Genomic DNA, 17,350 nt, shown 5'->3' with positions numbered 1-17,350 from the left:
CATCGCTACGCCCACCTGGATCCCACTGTGGACATGGTTCCTGTCAAACCCACCGCCCACTACACCATGGGCGGCATACCCATCACAGATCGTGGCCGCGTCTATCGCTGGCAGGATGGCCGCCGTCGAATCGTCGACGGACTATACGCCGCCGGGGAGTGCTCCTGCGTCAGCGTTCACGGAGCCAACCGGCTAGGTGGCAACTCCCTGCTGGACGCCTGCCTCTTCGGGACCAGGACAGGACAGGCCATCGCCGCCGTCATGGCCAATGCCGGCAAGCCAAACGACATGGCCGATGCGTCTGCGCTCACACATGCACTGCAAAAGCGTCAGGCCTTCATGGACGAGTTACTTTCTGGCGCAAGTAAAACCGACCCCTCGGAACCAGCATTGGCTAACGACCTTGACGAAGCATCCGACCCCGATGACAGTGCCAGCCCAAACAACCCTTACGCACTGATGGGTCAACTGGGACGGCTGATGGAGGAGGCCGTTGCCGTCCGATGCAATCAAAGCAGCATAGAAAAGGGTTTGCACAGCCTAGATCAACTGGATGCCGATGCCAAGCAGTTGCGTGCGCACAGTGGCACAGCAGTGCTCAACCAGGAGGTGACCGCCATCATGGAGGTAGACAACCTGCTGATCCTGGCCCGAGCCGTGCTGAATGCCAGCCTGAAGCGTCAGGAATCTCGTGGCGCCCTGTACCGGAGCGATTATCCCCAACGCGATGACGAACGCTACTTAGCTCACACTATGATTGATGCCAAGGAAGTTGTCTCCTGGCAGCCTGTTCATATCGTCGACATGCCTCCCGAGGGCCGTAACTACTGATGTATCCTGAGTCCAATCTGGTCAGACATGCACCTGTTCAAAACCTATCCCGGTCTGGCAGGGATTAGGATGGAGTCCGCACATATCAGTGGGCATCGGGCCACATCCCGAGCAAGGACAGGAGCAACCGTGACATCACAGTCCACCGGCTCAGTCGGGTCAAAGGCATCCGCGTCGGACCGCGATCCCCGTCCGGTGACTTTCCGAATAGCCCGGTTCACCCCACGACCTCAATCAGGACATCCGGTACGAACCAACCCATTCGCCAAAAGTAATCCTTTCGCCACAACAGGCAGCCGAAGGGGTCGAGGCCGTCGTTGGACGCAGGAGTACACCATTCACATTGCCCCACAGCACACGGTCTTGGATGCTCTTCTACAAATCAAGCGAGAGGTGGATCCCACACTGAACTTCCGGTACTCCTGTGGACATGGCATGTGCGGATCGGATGCCGTGCTCATCAATGGCCGTCCGGATCTGCTGTGCACAGCCACCATCGCCAACTGCTTGTCCGCCTCCGAGACCATGCCGAATGCGTACGAAACACCCGGTATTGTTAATGGAAGTCCACGGGTTCAGCAGCCTCCTGCTTTCCGTCGCACCGGCACGGCGACCACCACAACGGCCACACCTTCGTCGGCATTACACTCAGATTCGGGCATAGACTCTAGAACCATAGGCCCTAAAGCCACAGATCCTTCTGGAGCCTCAGACCATACAGAAACCACAAACCATAAAGCCGGCACACACCTTACAAAAACTTCAGACTCTAACAAATCTTCAGTGGTAGAGATCCGTCCCCTCCCGGGCTTCACCCCACTCAGAGACCTGATAGTGGACACCGACACCATGTTTGAGCAGATTCGACGATTCAAGCCTTATCTGCTCCACGACGATTCCTTTGCCGAGAGCAACCACAATCGCTGTGAATCCGATCAGCAGCAAATGCATGATTCTGCCCAGGACCCGTTAGCGAAGGCCACCAGTCAAGCAGCCCAGACTAAGGCAGCCAACGCAGAACCAGCGTCAGAATACCGGCAAACTCCCGAAGAGCTGGCCCGGTATGAACTGCTCAGCACTTGCATCGCCTGCGGACTCTGCCAGGGCGCCTGTCCAATTTATGCGGGTGGTGAGGCCTTCGCCGGCCCGGCAGCCATGATTGCAGCGGCTCGATTCATCAACGATTCCCGTGACAGCCATCGGCAGGAACGACTTGAAGCCATTGACCAAGTGGACGGAATCCAGGCGTGCCAGTCCATACGGGCCTGCACCCGACCCTGTCCCAGAGGCATCGACGTGGGCGAAGAGATGTGGAAGCTAGTCGAAGCTGTCAAAGAGTAGCCAGACTCACGTACATACAGGACAGCAAGAGCTGGCGACAGGCTTGTGCCCTCTAGTCGTTACCATGGTTAGCATGGATAAAACCTCGTACAACAACATCGCCAGAGGATGGGAATTCGCCGAGGCAAGCGTTCTGAACGTCGAATCCGACAAGTTGCAGACCTTGCGAGACAAGGCTTCGGAGGCCGGATTCGCACAGTGTTCCCGGTCCCAAGGCGCCTTTCTGCAGTTTTTGGCTGGCCGGAACGCTCCGGCATCCATCATCCTGGTCGGCAACGGCTCCGTGGTCGAAGCCCTGCGCCTGATGACGGGCCTGCATGGTCATGGCCAGTTCACCGCCGTCGACTCAACAGCCCAAGGCACCTCCTTGGTAAAAAAAATATTCGCGGGCATGGAGAAGGCCCACCCAGGCATGAGGCTACGAGCGGTCAACTCGGCTGCCAGAACCTACTTCCCCAGGCTCAACCCCAGCGACTACGACCTTATCGTCGTCTCAGGCAATGGGGACAACTACCAACAGGTCATGGACCAGGCTCCGCGCCTACTCAAGGACCGAGGACAGCTGATTTTCACGGATGCCTTCAATCTGCTGGAGGACCCAGACAAGGGTGGCATACTCAATCCGGCCAACAGATCCGCCAAAACCACCACCTTACGGACCATCATAGAGGCCATAAGCAAAGACGATGCCTGGGAATCATGTCTGCTGCCCATCGGCACAGGTATGATCATGGCCACCCGTGCCCGCTGACCGCTGCCCGCTATTATTCTCAGCCACGATGGCGCAGGATGACTTCGACAGCCTCATCAGGATCATCAGTGCGGATGACCAGATCGGGGTCCAGCTCAGAAATCATGCCCCGCTGCCTCACCGTGTCCGAAAACCAGTCAAAGAGCCCCTGCCAATAGGCCCTGTCGAAGAGGACAATGGGCATGCTGGGTGCCTTATGGGTTTGGACCAGGGTCAGCACTTCGAACATCTCGTCCAGGGTACCGAACCCACCGGGGCAGACGATGATGCCTGAGGAGTATTTCATGAACATCATCTTGCGTACGAAGAAGTAACGGAAAGTGATGCCCAGATTCACCCAGCGGTTGAGTCCCTGCTCCATGGGCAATTCGATGCCCAGACCGACGGACTTGCCCCCGACCTCAGCAGCGCCCTGGTTGGCCGCCTCCATGATACCAGGCCCTCCCCCGGTGATGACCGCCATACCGGCCTTGGCCAGGTCGCCGCCCATCTTGCGCGCAGCAGCATAGGTGGGATCATCCCTGCCGGTCCGCGCTGAGCCAAAGATGGCGGCTGCCGGACCCAGCTCCGCCAGCGCACCGAACCCGTCAACGAACTCAGCCTGGATGCGTAGCACCCGCCAGGGGTCCATATGCAGCCAGTTCGTATCGCCGCCTGATGAGAGCAGACCAGCGTTGGCATCCGCCTCGGGAATCATGGGCCCGCGCATGATGACCGGACCGCTGTGGTAGGTCCTGCCTAAGTCCGGGCCTTCATCGTCATTGTGATTGTCAACCATATCCGCCATGTACGCATTCCTTCATCGGGCCCCGATCCGAAGGACCCGCTCGATTCTGTTCCGGCTCTCATGATAGCGGCCCCCGCCGCCCGGCTGACAGCAAGGTAGCCATCGGCACTCGACTATTCAGAATGCTGTCTGTCTAGGCAGAGCTCACACGGAATACGAACTATTGAGCCAAGTTTCTTGCTTCCTTGCTTTACGGTTCTGTTCGATAACTATCAAGGCAGATCTGAATATTTGGCTACATCTCAAACTTCATCTGCGCCGAACCAGTCATATCAACTTCCTTCAGTGAAGCTGTTTGCGCGAATTGGCTCAATTCCATCTCGGCATGGGCATAGGGGAATGAGACCCGCAACTGGCAGGTTCCCCTTTTAGTTCTCACGCCGAAATGTGCGTACGATACGCCGCCTTCAGGCGGAACCTGGCGGTAATGGCGTGATGTCTGCAATACGGTGAGACATCCCGCATATTCTCCGTCAAGCCAGACTTGGATTGTCGGCCAACCTTTGTACTTACCTGTTTCAATGAATCCATGCAGCAATCTCACCCAGACCTCGTCACTGGTGGAGAATCGGTTAAACAGATCCTGATGCTTTGCCGCACCCGACACACCAACGGTCTGCCACTTATCTATACCCTCTACGATGCACTGACCATCGGGACGCTGATTGCATGGGCGATGCACACCCCTTCCCTTGAAACGCCGGGACTGCCTAGACTGCTTCAATACCGTAGAAGCACTGGATGAAGAATCTGACGATTTGAAGATAGTAGTGAACCCTCCACCTAGTTCGCTCATATACCGGCGCATCCATTCAAAGCACTCCTGCGTCTGCGCGGCGTCAGACAATGCACGATGCTCCTCGTTCTCTGCGATGCCGAATCTGCGAATAAGATCCTGCAGCCGATGGTGCTTCTCCTGTGGAAACAAAGCTCGGCTCATTTGCAAGGTATCCATGCACACTGGGCCGGGCATGGTATACCCCACTCGTGCACTCTCAGCTTCGAAAAACCTCATATCGAAGCGCAGATTATGACCTACAACAGGGTCGTCGCCGACCCAGGACCAGAACAAAGGCAACACATCGCCGATCTTCGGCTGACCCTCCAGCATGGCATCAGTAATGCCGGTCAATTCGACAATCCTGCTGTCCAAACTCCTGCCGGGATCGACCAAGGTGTCGAAACTGTCGACAATGCTCCGGCCGCGAACCTTCACTGCCCCGATCTCGATGATCTGATCCATCTGTGCACGCAGACCCGTCGTCTCGGTATCAAGCGCCACATAATCCGCAGGCAAGCCGTCATCGTTGTCAGCAGGTTTCATATTATCGTTCAAAGGAACTAGCTCGTCAGCGGGCCGTTTTGCATGTTTTCCTCTCGGACCATGCCTTTTCTTAGCAGTTGGGCTTATATGCTCATTTCCGAGGTCTTGAGTCTTCTGTTTATGCGCCATCGCATACAGCACTACCAACAGAATGATAACCGCAATAATGATTCCTGAGATCACCGGATGCATGATGATCACGCCAAGCACTGCAAGAATGACAATACCCAGCAACGTGCCCTTGTCATTCTTCCTCTTCCTCACGATTGATAAGCTACACCGCAGCCTGGAAACCCATCAACATTATTCGGATTCCCTCTATCAGTGCGTGTAAACATCAGCGGACACCTTTGCAGGGAACGAAGAGCATGACTCATGCAAGGTCCAGTGTGGATATATCGCTTTCTGCATAAGTTCGCTCACTTACAACATGCCATAATCAAGTAACTCGGCAAGACGATACTGAACATCGACCGGCAGTAACTGATGCGTCGCTTATATGTCTTCGCTATGACTGCTGAAAACAAACTTACCTTTGAAACAAATTCTTGAACATTCCCATTGCTTTCCCAGTCCGCTATAACTTCTGCAGCAGAAGATGTGGGGGGAAATATATAATGCGGCGTGACTCTGCATCAAACCTTAAACATACTGAATACAGTACTTTTCGTATATTCTGACCCAGTAAGCAGCAAGCGCACTGAAAACGGGCTTTATGGTAAAATGCGCGTACTTACGGTAAAAAGCCCAGATAGGCTTGACCTTAATGTCACAGCAGACATATGAATCCTGCCACGCAAACACCTCTTTGATAAAAAAGACTCGATCTATCGTCTGATGACTTTCCCATTCAAGCATCTGATCAACAACATCGTCTGCTCTTCAAATAACTGACAGATTGAAAGCACATTGACTCTGCAAAAGTATAAGCACGAATCACGCTTAAACTTTCGAGCAAGGGGACCCTATTCTGCAATTTATCAATCCAATCAAATACCTGTCCAAAGGAGCTATGTACAAAAGCAACGCTAACGATTTATTTCCAAACTTGGAGCTGTTTTCCACAGGATTCGATTAGCATCGTAAACCCGTCATCTCTGTGACCTACAGGGGGGGGGGCTGATATGAATGCCAACTTCTGTCTCGCTTAGGCCTGCATGATATTCTATTGCCGTTCACTGAAGACGAGAGGAAGCACAAATGCGTAAGGGCATCGCGGCTACAGTTGCCGCAATAGTCATGTTGATGGGCTTGTCATCCTGCGAAGGAAATTCTTCAACAAGCTCGGATGCAGGAAAGCAAACGACCAGTTCACAAGGGGAGCCCAAGAAAACGAACAAAGCCCCACAACCGGCCGATCTAACAGGGACATGGAAGCAGACAAACAGTTCCGATAAAGACCACTACCAGCAGGCAACGGTGACCGCTGATAGCATAGAAATAAATTGGGTGAGCCCCGACACCTCCAGCCTATATTGGTCCGGCAGCTTCACCCCACCCACCACCGCCGGCGGCTACTCTTGGACCAGCCAGGGAAACAAGGACAAAATGTCGCAGAGCTTGCTCGCCTCACAGGACGACACCAAAGATTTCAAGTATGAAAACGGTGAAATCACATACAAGGCCAGCGCGATGGGCACCACAACCACCGTTCACCTCAAGAAGCAGTAAAAAAAAAATATCTGTATAGCCCCCCCCCTCAACTTCTACCCAAGAAATGTCATACAAAAGCGTATTTCTGAGGTGCGATCTGCTTTCCCTATGCAAGTCAGGTCATGCCAAAGATATGAAGCAGAGTCCAGACGATACCTGCACCCAGAGAGAATCCAACGGCTGAAGTTACACAGAAATGGATGACCGGCCCCACAATCGGATGGGACTTGAACGCCTGGCTGTAGTATTGATTTCCGGGCATGAGCCACTTTCGTTCAAAGTGGCTTCGTTTACTGCGGTCCACTTCCTCGCCCGACAGAAAGGCCTTGATCTCCCGATAGGTCTGCACATCATTGCGGGCTTTAATCTGCTCAATGTACGCGGCAGCTATGATACCCAAAATGCCCGTTATCAGAACCATGGCGAGCATGGCATACAGAATCACATCTGACTTATTCAACTTCATATAGAGAGCAAACCCGACGATAAGGGTCAAAAACATGAAGACCGTGAGAATTCCACAGACCAAGCCGAGTCGGCGAAGGTTTTTGGTTTCCGAATCAATGCTCTTCTCCATGATGTCGAGGTCTCCTTTGATCAGCTGGTCGATGGTCACATCGAAGAGGTTGGACAGGAGGAGCAGGTTCTGTACGTCCGGGTAGGTACGATCGTTCTCCCAGTTGGATATGGTCTGGCGGGACACGAATATTCTGCCGGCGAGATCGTCCTGGGACATGCCCCGCTCCGAGCGATACCGGCGAATCTGATTGCCCAGTTCCATACCCCTGCCACCCGCTTTCCCTGACCATCGTCCGCTCACCAATGTTGGTTTGATGACTATGCGCTTGCATCATCGTGACCTGCGCAAGTCCGACCCCCTCAAGCTATCAACCCAACCCCTCACCCAGCAAAAATTCCCCTGCCAAAAGTCTTTGACACCCTCATTTTCAAGGGTTATCAGCATAACTCAGCCAGAATGTAGGTTGAAGAAACACCCCCGGACAGGTCATCAGCGCAGCACCAATCACATTCGCCTCCCATTGCCAAGCCCAGATCATGCAATGATGCGATACAAGAATAAGAAGGTATAGCCAGCGGGCGAAGACCCCGGCGAAGACCCCGTCATACACCGTAGAATGCATGAGGCGCATCGGGAGGATTAAGCCAGCGGATGCGCTTTACGCTTGGAAATCAAATCTGGCCACCGCAAAGACGTGAAGGATCCGGTTCATGGATAGTCATAGGCATAAATTTCAAAGGCTGGCTCATGGGAATGGTGGTCATCTTCAAAAGCGACCTTAAGGAGGGCAGCTCGGGTGAGGGCTTATACACCACGCCATCACACCGACATCAGACGATCCGATAAGTGAGCTCAGAACTGCCAGGAGTTGACTATGGAGTGGACGGAAATCAACGGCTACTTCTGTATGGACAGCCAATTGCTCGACACCATGGGGTCCAGAAACCTCGACCGTGGCCTGCCCTGTTTAATTTCACTGACACAGGCTCCTAGGGTCGAAAGATTATTGCAGCAGCACGTTTCACAGTTTGTGCCAGATGCTCGAATGCCTCAGAATACGACGGAGTATCCTCCCTTGAAAGTCGAATTCAGGAAGAAATTGCAGGACACGGATACGCTCCAGGTTGACTTGGCACAGGCAACCGCTCAAGAAAACTAGTTGGTGGCATCCAGGACAGCAACACTGCCCAGCTCGTGATCCCGCCCCAAATACCAAGAAATGCTCATGCATATCCATCCCTTATCTTCACTTACTGCCCTTTGCTCTCAATGCCATCAATCAGCAGGACATCGAGCCGTAGGGCGGGGAGATCCTCTGCCTTCTCAGAGACGGGTGAATACAGGCCAAGCCGCGACAACCGTCCTTCCATGCCAGCCGGGACAGGACATCCGCATCGGATGATGCAGTAGCGCCAACGACCGATCCACGCCGCGGGGAACGGCAGGACGAACAATATCAGAGCCCCCCGCCTGTCGCCAGTAGCCAGCATCAGCCAATAGACTGTATCCAAGATGCTTCAACTACCCGATATGCGCCCATGAAACGCTGCAGGGGAAGATGTCCAAAACTACGAAGCACAGGTATCAAAGCTTGTTGTTTGGCTCCCCCGTCAGTCATTCGCAAGTGTTACAAAGCCAAACCTTTCTCATCATTGGCGTTCTATGATTCGTAGGGCCAATCACGAGAGGTCGTCGGCATGTCGCAATGCCTCACATGATGTGGATGCGCAACAATCCGTTGGAATGCTGGGTTGGTCAGGAGTGGTTGAGGATGTGGTCCAGATCCTTGACTATTTGCTGGTTGCCGCCGGACTTTCGCATGTCCTCGCTGATTCTGTTGACATTGTCAGCGATTTGTTTGTCTGCCAGGATCATCGAGGCTGCACGCCCCAGCGTCTGCCCGTTGATCTTTTTGCGCCTCACCACCGTTCCCGGCCCGAGCTCTGCGATTCTCGCCCCTACCGTCGGCTGATCGTCGGCCATGGGGACCACCACCACAGGCACCTTATAATAGAGGGCTTCGTTGACGCTGTTCATGCCGCCATGCGTTATGAACAGGTCAGCCTTCTCAAGGACGGCCAGTTGATCTACAGACTGGTTGATGAATATGTTATGAGGAACCCGGCCCAATTTCATCTGGTCGAAATTACGGCCTACCGAGAGCACCACTGTGACATCTCTATCTCCGAACGCTGCCACCACAGCCTGGTAAAAGGGCATAAAGGTATTGAAGATCGTGCCCAGCGACGCATAGATGACAGGCCGCCCCCCACCTCTGTTGAGCTCATCGTCCAGACGGGCATCCTTGGCTTGCGCTGCTCTGCCATCCAGAGAGGGGCCGATGAACTTGAATAGCTTGTCCGAAAACGCTTCATTGTCAAGCTGGAAAGACCGGGACGTGTAGACGTACGTAGGTGTCGGATTGTTGTCGACCATCTCCGTGACGAAATCGTCGGATTCAATGCGCCCATGCCGTCGCATCGAAAGCGACATCAGTTTCACAACGGCAGGAAACTTCAGCAGACTGGTCACGTGCAGCCCGCCCGTATCAGACAGCTTGGCAAGAATCGATCGATTGTAAGCAAAAGTGGATGACAGGCGGATGGAGGGCACGCCGTTCTGATCAGCAAGGCACTTGCCCGACAGCAACAGACCTTCATACACGTAAGCATCGTACTGCTTCTCGGCTGCCAAACGCCGGGCTGTCTCTATCGCATAAACCCCGCCACGAAGACTCTGCACCTTGTTCGGCTGCTCAGAATAATCATCATAGGGAACAAACAACGCACCCGAATCTTCTATCTAATTTCGCCATCGTAGATCGAAGACATAGGTGACCGAATAACCGGTCTCCACCAAAAGACACACAGTTCCCAAGGTCGGATTGATATGACCTTGATAGGGCATATTCAGCATGAGAAGGGCACCCCTCGTATGCATGAAGCCATATCACGCCGCCCCGGAACAGCACCCTCCCTTATCCATTACCGTCCCTCCCTTTACTGAACCCGCATCCAAGCCACCACATGACGGACATCACAACATTCAGGAAAGTCCCAGCCTTTTATGCGCACTGTGCCTCTTGAACACACGCCTTTCAATGCTTCTTAATTTAGTCCAATACTGGCAATCCAGAATCTCTAGGGTTGTCCTAATAATCTCAACTCACTCAGATCAGAACTCGCAACAAGCGGTGCATACTGCCTAGGAATATGACAATGCACTAATCCAGATATAAACAGAAAAAGCTGATGGATCATCACCATCCAGTCGGCATATGATCAGGCAGCCGCCACATCGTCCAAGGACAAGCCATAGCGTTTCCTAACAGCTCTGATGAACTTCTCCTGATCGGAGCTGTGCACCTCCAAGGCCGGTACAGGCGAGGGGTTGAAGTTCTCATCCACTGCAATAAAGACAAAGACGCCCTCCCCTACACTGACTGGTTGCCGCCCGAAACCGAGCATCAGTACGTTCACGTAAAAGGTCATGGTATGAGTTCTGGTGGCGATCATAGTAACTTCGAAATCTATCCGATCGCCAACATGAGTCCGTTGCTTAAAGGAGAAGTCCCTGATGGACACAGTCAAAACACGCCCATTCACATACTTTTCAGCCAAAAGACCCAGAGCGGAGTCGCACTCGCGGATCATGGCTCCCCCATGGGTGATTCTCAAATGGTTGAGCATCCTCGGCTCAACGAAAAAATCGCCGATATGCACCTTATAAATGCTCTCGGTCACCGGTCACCTTCTTTCCTCTGCCTCTATCGATACGGTTGTTGTTTTTACTACGGGGCGATAGGGGAAGACTAAAAACACCATGTTGAGCACAGTGCAGGTACAGGACAAATCCGTTCTTGCACTTGAAGACGCACTCCTCACAAGGATCCTTGTCACAGTAAACGTAGGCGTCATCGTCAGCCAAAGCAAAAACATAGCCAGACTTATCTGGTCGCAGATAAGTGATCTGACAGCCTGTGAAAGTGAGCAGCGCGATCCAGTCCAGGTCGTGCTGCTCTCTGTCTATATCGCCTACCTCAACAGTGATTGCATTGGAATTAAATCCACCCACGATGGCATATGAGAACTGATGATCCTGGTCAAGAGGGAGCGCAGAAACCTCTTTATACAAATCCTCGCTTGCTTTGCTAAGGCTCTGGACCACACCAGGCACATCCCCATCCGATGTCTGAACATCTTGGCCGCTTTCTCGGACAAGGTCGTGGAGACCACTGGACCGGGTCGAATCAGCATTTGAGGTTCGATCCAGGTCCATGTCCAAGAAGATTGAGGAGTCGGCCTGTCTGTAAAAGGCCAACCTCTTTCGCATCATGCGGGGTTTACGACGGGCATGCGACCTGGTCGGACTGAAGGTTAACGATCCATGTTCATTGGTCTCGACCATGACAACCTCTTTCATGCCGTCAGGAAAGCAGATACTTCTTGATCTTGCCGGAACTAGTTCTGGGCAGAGACTTGCGCACTTTCAAAACTTCGGGCCAGAACTTCTTGATTACTCCACGCGAGGCCAGATACTCTTTGACCTGTTCCAATTCAAGCGGTCGTTTACCCGTTTTCATGACTATAAATGCACCTATTCGCTCACCCAGACGGGGATCATCAACACCGACCACGGCCGCCTCTGCTATATCTGGGTGCCCCAGCAGATAGCTCTCCACCAGGCCAGTTGAAATATTCTCGCCTCCTCTGATGACCATGTCCTTAAGCCTGTCATCCATGACAAGAGCTCCGTCCGGCGTCATATGCCCCTGGTCCCCAGTGGAGAACCAACCATCGCTGGTGAGAACCTTATGGGTCTCTTTTGGATTTCGGTAATACCCTTGAAAGACCGTGGGCCCTTGTACCAGGATCTGGCCAGACCGGCCCCATTCCCTCACCTGTCTACCTGTCTTGTCGACCAGCCTAATCTTGGTTCCGCATATCGGAAAACCTGCAGTGGTCATCCCCTCATGAGCACGGTAATAGGCCGGCGTTGTACAGGAAAAGGGGGCGCACTCGGTCAAACCATATATGTTGTAAAGGGGAAGTCCTGATTTCCAAGCCATACCCAGCATGTCCTGTGACAGAGGCGCGCCTCCGGAGATGACCCGTTTCAGGGGGTCACCCGGCCTATACCAAGCAAGCAGGTCATAGACGACGGTGGGCACGGTGACCGTGTATGTACAACAGTACCGTCTGGTCAATTCCATCATGGCCTGGCTGCTGTATCGACCAAGAAGCACCATGGATCCACCAGCAAGAAATGTCGATACGATGCCGTGATGGAAGCCTATGGCATGGTAGAAGCCTGAGGCTAGGATCAATCGATCCTTGCCGGTAATTTCGTAGATTTGATTGAACGAAATTTCACTGGCGAGAATATTCTTATTCGAAAGCAGGCACCCTTTGGTGTAGCTGGTCGTGCCCGAAGTGCAGAGAATGGCGGCTGGGCGGTTAGCTGCAGACAGGGAGTCGTAACCAGATTCCGCAGGAGATGCGGACAGAGACAGACGGCGCTGGATGAATAGAGTCTGCTGATTTAGCTGGACCTTCCCGCCACTATAATTGTGAGCCCCATCCCTGCAGGCCATGGCCAGAGGACCTTGATCATGGTCCATAACCAGCAGAGATGGCTTCATCTGCTCGACCAGGTAGCAAGCCTCGTCTGGATTGAGACGGGGACTAAGTGGCATGGTCAGCAATTCCGCCTTGAAACATGCGATGAGCATGATCACATAGGTCAGATTCGTCTCCATCTGCAAGCCCACGACATCGCCACGACGCACATGGCATTGATCAAGAATGGAGATGGCCAAGTCGGCCATTCGGTCAGCCTCGGCATAGGTCAGCTCCCTTTCTTCACTAATCAGGAAAACGGATCCTGGCGTCGAACGGCATCGCCTTCTCCAACGTTCGCCGAGCGAATCCCCCGACAACACAGAGCGGGACACGACCTGATCGGTTTCGGCTGCAGCCTCCATATTCATCTCCAGACCACCTTGATCAGTTCGATTCTTCAGCAGATCCTGGCGCTGCAGTCTTCTCAATAAGTTCTGTGAGCGCCTGACGAGCATCAGCCACCAAGCCATAGTCAGCCAGATCGAAGATGGGCGCCTCGGCATCGGTGTTTATAGCTACCACACACTTGGACTTATCCATCCCGACAGTGTGCTGAATCGTTCCGGAAATCCCGGCGGCCAGATAGAGATCGGGGGCAACAGTCTTCCCTGATTGACCTACCATTGTGGAAGTAGCGAACCACCCGGCATCGACCGCAGCCCTTGATGCGCCAACGGCACCATTCAGCTGCTCCGCCAAACTGTTAACCAGTGCGGCCCCATCCTTATCCTGAAGTCCACGACCGCCAGCTACGACCAATCTGGCTGTGGACAGGTCTGGCCCCTGATTTTGATCAGAGAGCGTGAACTGAGCATCATTGTCATCGACGGTAGCTTCCTTATGAATCACTGGAATTGCTTCGTCTCTCTCTGCAGGAGGTACAGCCGTAAGATCAACAGTGAATACTGCAGGCACATTGCACCGGTAGCCCTGGATCAAAGAGCCCGAATACACTTTTTTATGTACGGTGAGTATTGAAGCTTTCTTTGAAAGATCGATGACATGGGTCACGGCCGGTACTCCCATGATGGCTGCGAGACGGACAGCGATTTGCTGGGAGAATCTGGTGTCATCAAAGAGCACAAGAGCATCAGATTGCTCTTTGATATAGTCAGCCACGGCCTGAGCGGCACCATCGGGATTGGCTGGCCCAAGTGCCTGGCTCTCCAGAACAGTGACCTGGTCAAGTCCCTTGTAGCGGGCATCGCCCTGATCAGGCAGGACCAATGCCTCCAATTTCGAACCCAGATCCGCACGAAGAGCAAAGGAAGTCAAACTCCCAGCTGATTCATCAAGAGAAAGACCGGGTAAGACCAGGAATACGGTATCGAATTGCATGATCACTCCTTCTTCAGTCGAATGCCAACCTGGTCCAAAGCACGGATCAGGTCATCGACAGAGTCCACCATTATGACCTCCTTGCTGGAGGCTGGAACCTCTTCCATCTCCAATTTTTCAAGAGGATCCTTTTGGCTCGATTCCGCTTGGAACTCCTTGATCTGATAACGTTTGGCCGCCATCTTCAAACGAAAACTGGGCAGACGCGGCTTGTTGATGGTGTCGAGGACCGAAACCACTGCTGGAAGCTGAACGGTGCCTTTCACCGCCCCCTTGTCCAGAAGGGACGTGTAGCAAAGACGAGGTCCAACGAACCCTAAAGCATCCACTGCATCCACTAAGGGCCAACCGAGGGCGGCAGCCAGTTGGGCAGGAAGGACACCCTGGCTGTCATCCGTAGCCTGATCCCCGCAAAGAACCAGATCGAATGGCCCTTCCTTGTTGACAGCCTGGGCAAGAATGTCAGCCAGCCCGGCGTTTTCCTGGTCCGTCTTGACCTCAATAGCATCCTGAGCACCTAAGGCCAACGCATCCCTTAGTGCCGTCTCAGAATCCGGACCTACGGAAGCCGCAGTCACGCTACCCTGGTCATCCTGATCCTGAGCCAGCTGAAGACCCGCTTCGAGCGCATACTTGCCATAATGATCCAGAACTACGTCTCCGCTGGTGAGACGACCTTCAGAAAGAGAAGGCTGGGGGCCAGGATCAACCACCCCCTTGACCAATACAAGCACCTTCACCGCCCCACCTCCTTGCCTGCATACTCCTTGTCAAGTTCGTTGGCGATGGTCACACGTTGAATCTGGTTGGTCCCCTCGAAAATCTGAAAGACCTTGCTGTCGCGCATGAGTTTTTCTACGGGATAGGCCTTGGAGACTCCGTACCCACCAAAGACCTGGACCGCATCGGTAACCACGCGTTGCAAAGCGTCGGTCACATAGGTCTTGGTCATCGCCCCTTCCTTGCGCACGAGGTTGCCCTGATCCATCATGGTCATGGTGTTGTGGATCAGCACTTGTGAGGTCTCCAGTGCGATTGCCATATCGGCCAGCATCTCCTGCACGGCCTCGAATCGAATGATGGGCCTCTTGAACTGACTGCGAATACGGGCGTATGAGACAGATTCGTCAAGCGCACGTTGCATGATGCCGGCAGCCAGTGTGGCCACAAACGCCCGAGACAGATTAAGACTGTTCATAGCCACCTTGAAGCCAGCTCCCTCGTCCCCCAGACGGTTGCTTGCCGGCACACGGACATGATCGAAGTTGACAGTGGAGGTGTCAGACAGGCGCAAGCCCATCTTATCTTCATGAGCGCCCACACTGATGCCTTCACGAGAACGCTCGATCATGAAGGCGCTAAGCCCCTTGTTTCCGGTGTCAGCCGTACGGAAGATACCTACATAGACATTGGCGATGCTGCCGTTGGTGATGAATGTCTTTTCGCCAGTGAGAATGTAATCATCCCCATCACGGGTGGCCGTGGATTTGACTGATCCCGCATCCGTGCCTGCATCAGACTCGCTCAGCGCGAAAGCTGCGAAAGCGCCTGGTTCGATGATGTCGGCAAAACGCCGGGCCTGGTCCGCGCTGCCTGCAAGCATGACTGAGCGAAGTGCCACGAAGGTCGAAACCAAGGTGATGGCGTATCCAGCATCATACTCGGCCAGTTTTGAGAAGACCATAGCAGTGGTGGAATAAGGCAAACCTGCACCGCCATATTCCTCGGGTATCTCCAGCATGTGCAGACCCATGTCGAAAGCGGGCTTGAAGAGTTCCACCGGGCATTGCCCCAAGTGGTCGTACTTGCTGACGACCTCTGGGGTCAATGTCTGGTCAGCAAACTCCTGAACCATTCTAATGAATTCACGTTGTTCTTGCGTATACAGTAAAGCCAATGTCCTCTCCTTATTTCCTTCCCTTAATGGATGGGGATCAAATTGGATCGCCGATGTGCCTGGTAGAAGCCGCCGCCCCGTCCAAGAGCATCTGACGGATTTGCTCATCCGTATAGCCGGCTTCGCGCAGTACTGACTCGGTGTCGCTTCCTTGGGCACGCGAAGGTCTGAGCTCGGGCTTGCCTAGTGAGGCGAATTTGACGGGATTGGTCGGGATGAACCGCTCCTGTCCGGAGGGGAAACGCATCTTCCTGACCTCGTCATTGTCCAGAGCCTCATCATCGGTATAGATTTCGGTTGGCAGGTAGCAAGCCTCCAAGGGCAGATCCTCTTTCTTGAAAGCATCAAGCCAATGCTGAAGTGGCCTCTTGCGGAATTCCCCATCCAGAATGCTAATGAACTCCCGGTTGAGTCCCTCGGCATTGATCTTGTCTATATCCCTGTATCTGGGATCATCCAGCAGATCTTCACGCCCCAGCAGAGTCATGACCTTGTTGTAGTCCCTGTTGAATACCGGCACACACATGACAAACCACCGGTTGTCGCTGGTCTGATAACAATTGTTGAACGGGTTGGAAACCTCCATGCGTGTCTTGGGATAGGGATTGCCATACTGGGCTGAAACCATGGCAACGTTCTGCATGAAAATGGCCGCATGATGCAGAGCCACAGTGATCCTGTCGCCCTTTCCGGTTCTGGCCTGTCTGATCAGAGCGGCACAGATGCCGGCTGTCAGACACATAGCTACTTGAAAGTCGCCATAGCCATTGGGCGGATTCATAGGGCTGGTGCCCTTCTCCATAGTGGTGGCCAGAACACCGCCGCGCGCCATATAGCTGGTGGCATCGTAACCTGCCGTGTTCTTGTTGGGCCCGTCCTCCCCATAACCGGAACACTGAGCGTAGACCAGCTTGGGGAATCGATCCTTGAGGGAGTCATAATCAATGCCCAGGTGTTCGAGTGACTTGCTTCTCAGGTTGGTCAGAAAGACATCCGCCCCCTCCAACAGCTTCATGAAAGCCTTCAGGCCATCCTCCTTCCGCAAGTTGAGTGTTACAAAACGCTTGTTGAGGTTGGAGATATCGAAACCCAAATTCTCGTCATCCGCGTAGGGCATGTTGAAGACAGCTCCCTGAGTACGCTCAGCATCGCCTTTGGGAGGCTCCACCTTGATCACGTCAGCACCCCACTCGCCCATGATCCTGGCGACCGTCGGTGCAGCCAGGAATGTGGTCATGTCAACGATGCGGATGCCACTTAAAACCTTGTCAGTCATAAAATTTGCCT

The 17,350-nt window shown here is 53.6% G+C and carries 15 protein-coding genes and 2 pseudogenes; 6 read left to right on the top strand and 11 right to left on the bottom strand.

The features are described from left to right. The 4 genes and pseudogenes from AC0AP0_RS00395 to AC0AP0_RS00380 all read left to right on the top strand — a co-directional run. Window positions 1-831: FAD-binding protein (locus AC0AP0_RS00395; RefSeq protein WP_490428811.1), on the top strand; the 831-nt coding region annotated here is incomplete at its 5' end. Window positions 832-858: 27 nt separating this feature from the next. After that, window positions 859-1,332: pseudogene (locus AC0AP0_RS00390) on the top strand (2Fe-2S iron-sulfur cluster-binding protein); the annotation flags it as partial. Between the two features lie 300 nt (window positions 1,333-1,632). Then, window positions 1,633-2,172, top strand: a pseudogene (locus AC0AP0_RS00385) (4Fe-4S dicluster domain-containing protein); the annotation flags it as partial. A gap of 73 nt (window positions 2,173-2,245) precedes the next feature. Further along, window positions 2,246-2,923 (top strand): O-methyltransferase, encoded by a 678-nt coding sequence (locus AC0AP0_RS00380; protein WP_181414928.1) that lies wholly within the window; start codon window positions 2,246-2,248, stop codon window positions 2,921-2,923. Window positions 2,924-2,942: 19 nt separating this feature from the next. Here the strand turns inward: AC0AP0_RS00380 and AC0AP0_RS00375 are convergent, their stop codons facing one another. Then, complete coding sequence (locus AC0AP0_RS00375; RefSeq protein WP_490428810.1) at window positions 2,943-3,710, bottom strand: LOG family protein; 768 nt, start codon at window positions 3,708-3,710, stop codon at window positions 2,943-2,945. Window positions 3,711-3,945: 235 nt separating this feature from the next. After that, on the bottom strand, window positions 3,946-5,298 hold the full coding sequence (locus AC0AP0_RS00370) for a 3'-5' exonuclease (protein ID WP_490428809.1): 1,353 nt from the start codon (window positions 5,296-5,298) through the stop codon (window positions 3,946-3,948). Between the two features lie 936 nt (window positions 5,299-6,234). Between AC0AP0_RS00370 and AC0AP0_RS00365 the strand changes: the two genes are divergently transcribed. Further along, a complete protein-coding gene (locus AC0AP0_RS00365; RefSeq protein WP_490428808.1) occupies window positions 6,235-6,705 on the top strand; it encodes a hypothetical protein in 471 nt (156 codons plus the stop codon). Between the two features lie 97 nt (window positions 6,706-6,802). Here AC0AP0_RS00365 and AC0AP0_RS00360 read toward each other — a convergent pair whose 3' ends face one another. Then, on the bottom strand, window positions 6,803-7,468 hold the full coding sequence (locus AC0AP0_RS00360; protein WP_490428807.1) for a helix-turn-helix transcriptional regulator: 666 nt from the start codon (window positions 7,466-7,468) through the stop codon (window positions 6,803-6,805). Between the two features lie 613 nt (window positions 7,469-8,081). Between AC0AP0_RS00360 and AC0AP0_RS00355 the strand changes: the two genes are divergently transcribed. Beyond that, window positions 8,082-8,366, top strand: coding sequence for a hypothetical protein (locus AC0AP0_RS00355; RefSeq protein ID WP_490428806.1), 285 nt, complete (start codon window positions 8,082-8,084; stop codon window positions 8,364-8,366). 596 nt (window positions 8,367-8,962) lie between these two features. Here the strand turns inward: AC0AP0_RS00355 and AC0AP0_RS00350 are convergent. The 8 genes from AC0AP0_RS00350 to AC0AP0_RS00315 form a co-directional block, all read right to left on the bottom strand. Then, entirely contained in the window at window positions 8,963-9,949 is a 987-nt protein-coding gene (locus AC0AP0_RS00350; RefSeq protein WP_490428805.1) for a nucleotide disphospho-sugar-binding domain-containing protein, read from the bottom strand. Window positions 9,950-10,488: 539 nt separating this feature from the next. Beyond that, window positions 10,489-10,950: an acyl-CoA thioesterase gene (locus tag AC0AP0_RS00345; RefSeq protein WP_490428804.1), complete on the bottom strand. Its 462-nt coding sequence runs from the start codon at window positions 10,948-10,950 to the stop codon at window positions 10,489-10,491. Further along, window positions 10,931-11,614: a hypothetical protein gene (locus tag AC0AP0_RS00340; RefSeq protein ID WP_490428803.1), complete on the bottom strand. Its 684-nt coding sequence runs from the start codon at window positions 11,612-11,614 to the stop codon at window positions 10,931-10,933. Before AC0AP0_RS00340 ends, AC0AP0_RS00345 begins: the two co-directional genes overlap by 20 nt. A gap of 19 nt (window positions 11,615-11,633) precedes the next feature. Beyond that, a complete protein-coding gene (locus AC0AP0_RS00335) occupies window positions 11,634-13,196 on the bottom strand; it encodes a class I adenylate-forming enzyme family protein (protein ID WP_490428802.1) in 1,563 nt (520 codons plus the stop codon). 16 nt (window positions 13,197-13,212) lie between these two features. Continuing rightward, entirely contained in the window at window positions 13,213-14,166 is a 954-nt protein-coding gene (locus AC0AP0_RS00330; protein WP_258334476.1) for an electron transfer flavoprotein subunit alpha/FixB family protein, read from the bottom strand. A 2-nt stretch (window positions 14,167-14,168) separates the two neighbouring features. Continuing rightward, window positions 14,169-14,906, bottom strand: coding sequence for an electron transfer flavoprotein subunit beta/FixA family protein (locus AC0AP0_RS00325; RefSeq protein ID WP_110413081.1), 738 nt, complete (start codon window positions 14,904-14,906; stop codon window positions 14,169-14,171). Next, the gene (locus tag AC0AP0_RS00320) at window positions 14,903-16,171 is read right to left on the bottom strand and encodes an acyl-CoA dehydrogenase family protein (protein WP_302328177.1); all 1,269 of its coding nucleotides are present in this window, start codon (window positions 16,169-16,171) and stop codon (window positions 14,903-14,905) included. Before AC0AP0_RS00320 ends, AC0AP0_RS00325 begins: the two co-directional genes overlap by 4 nt. Then, window positions 16,101-17,339, bottom strand: coding sequence for a CaiB/BaiF CoA transferase family protein (locus tag AC0AP0_RS00315; RefSeq protein ID WP_211121112.1), 1,239 nt, complete (start codon window positions 17,337-17,339; stop codon window positions 16,101-16,103). The genes AC0AP0_RS00320 and AC0AP0_RS00315 overlap by 71 nt, the downstream gene beginning before the upstream one ends. Window positions 17,340-17,350 lie beyond the last annotated feature (11 nt).

The sequence above is a fragment of the Bifidobacterium sp. POST2/T3 (B1) genome (genome assembly GCF_058197115.1).
Note: the sequence above shows the minus strand (reverse complement) of the source record. Positions and strands in the feature narration are given on the sequence as shown.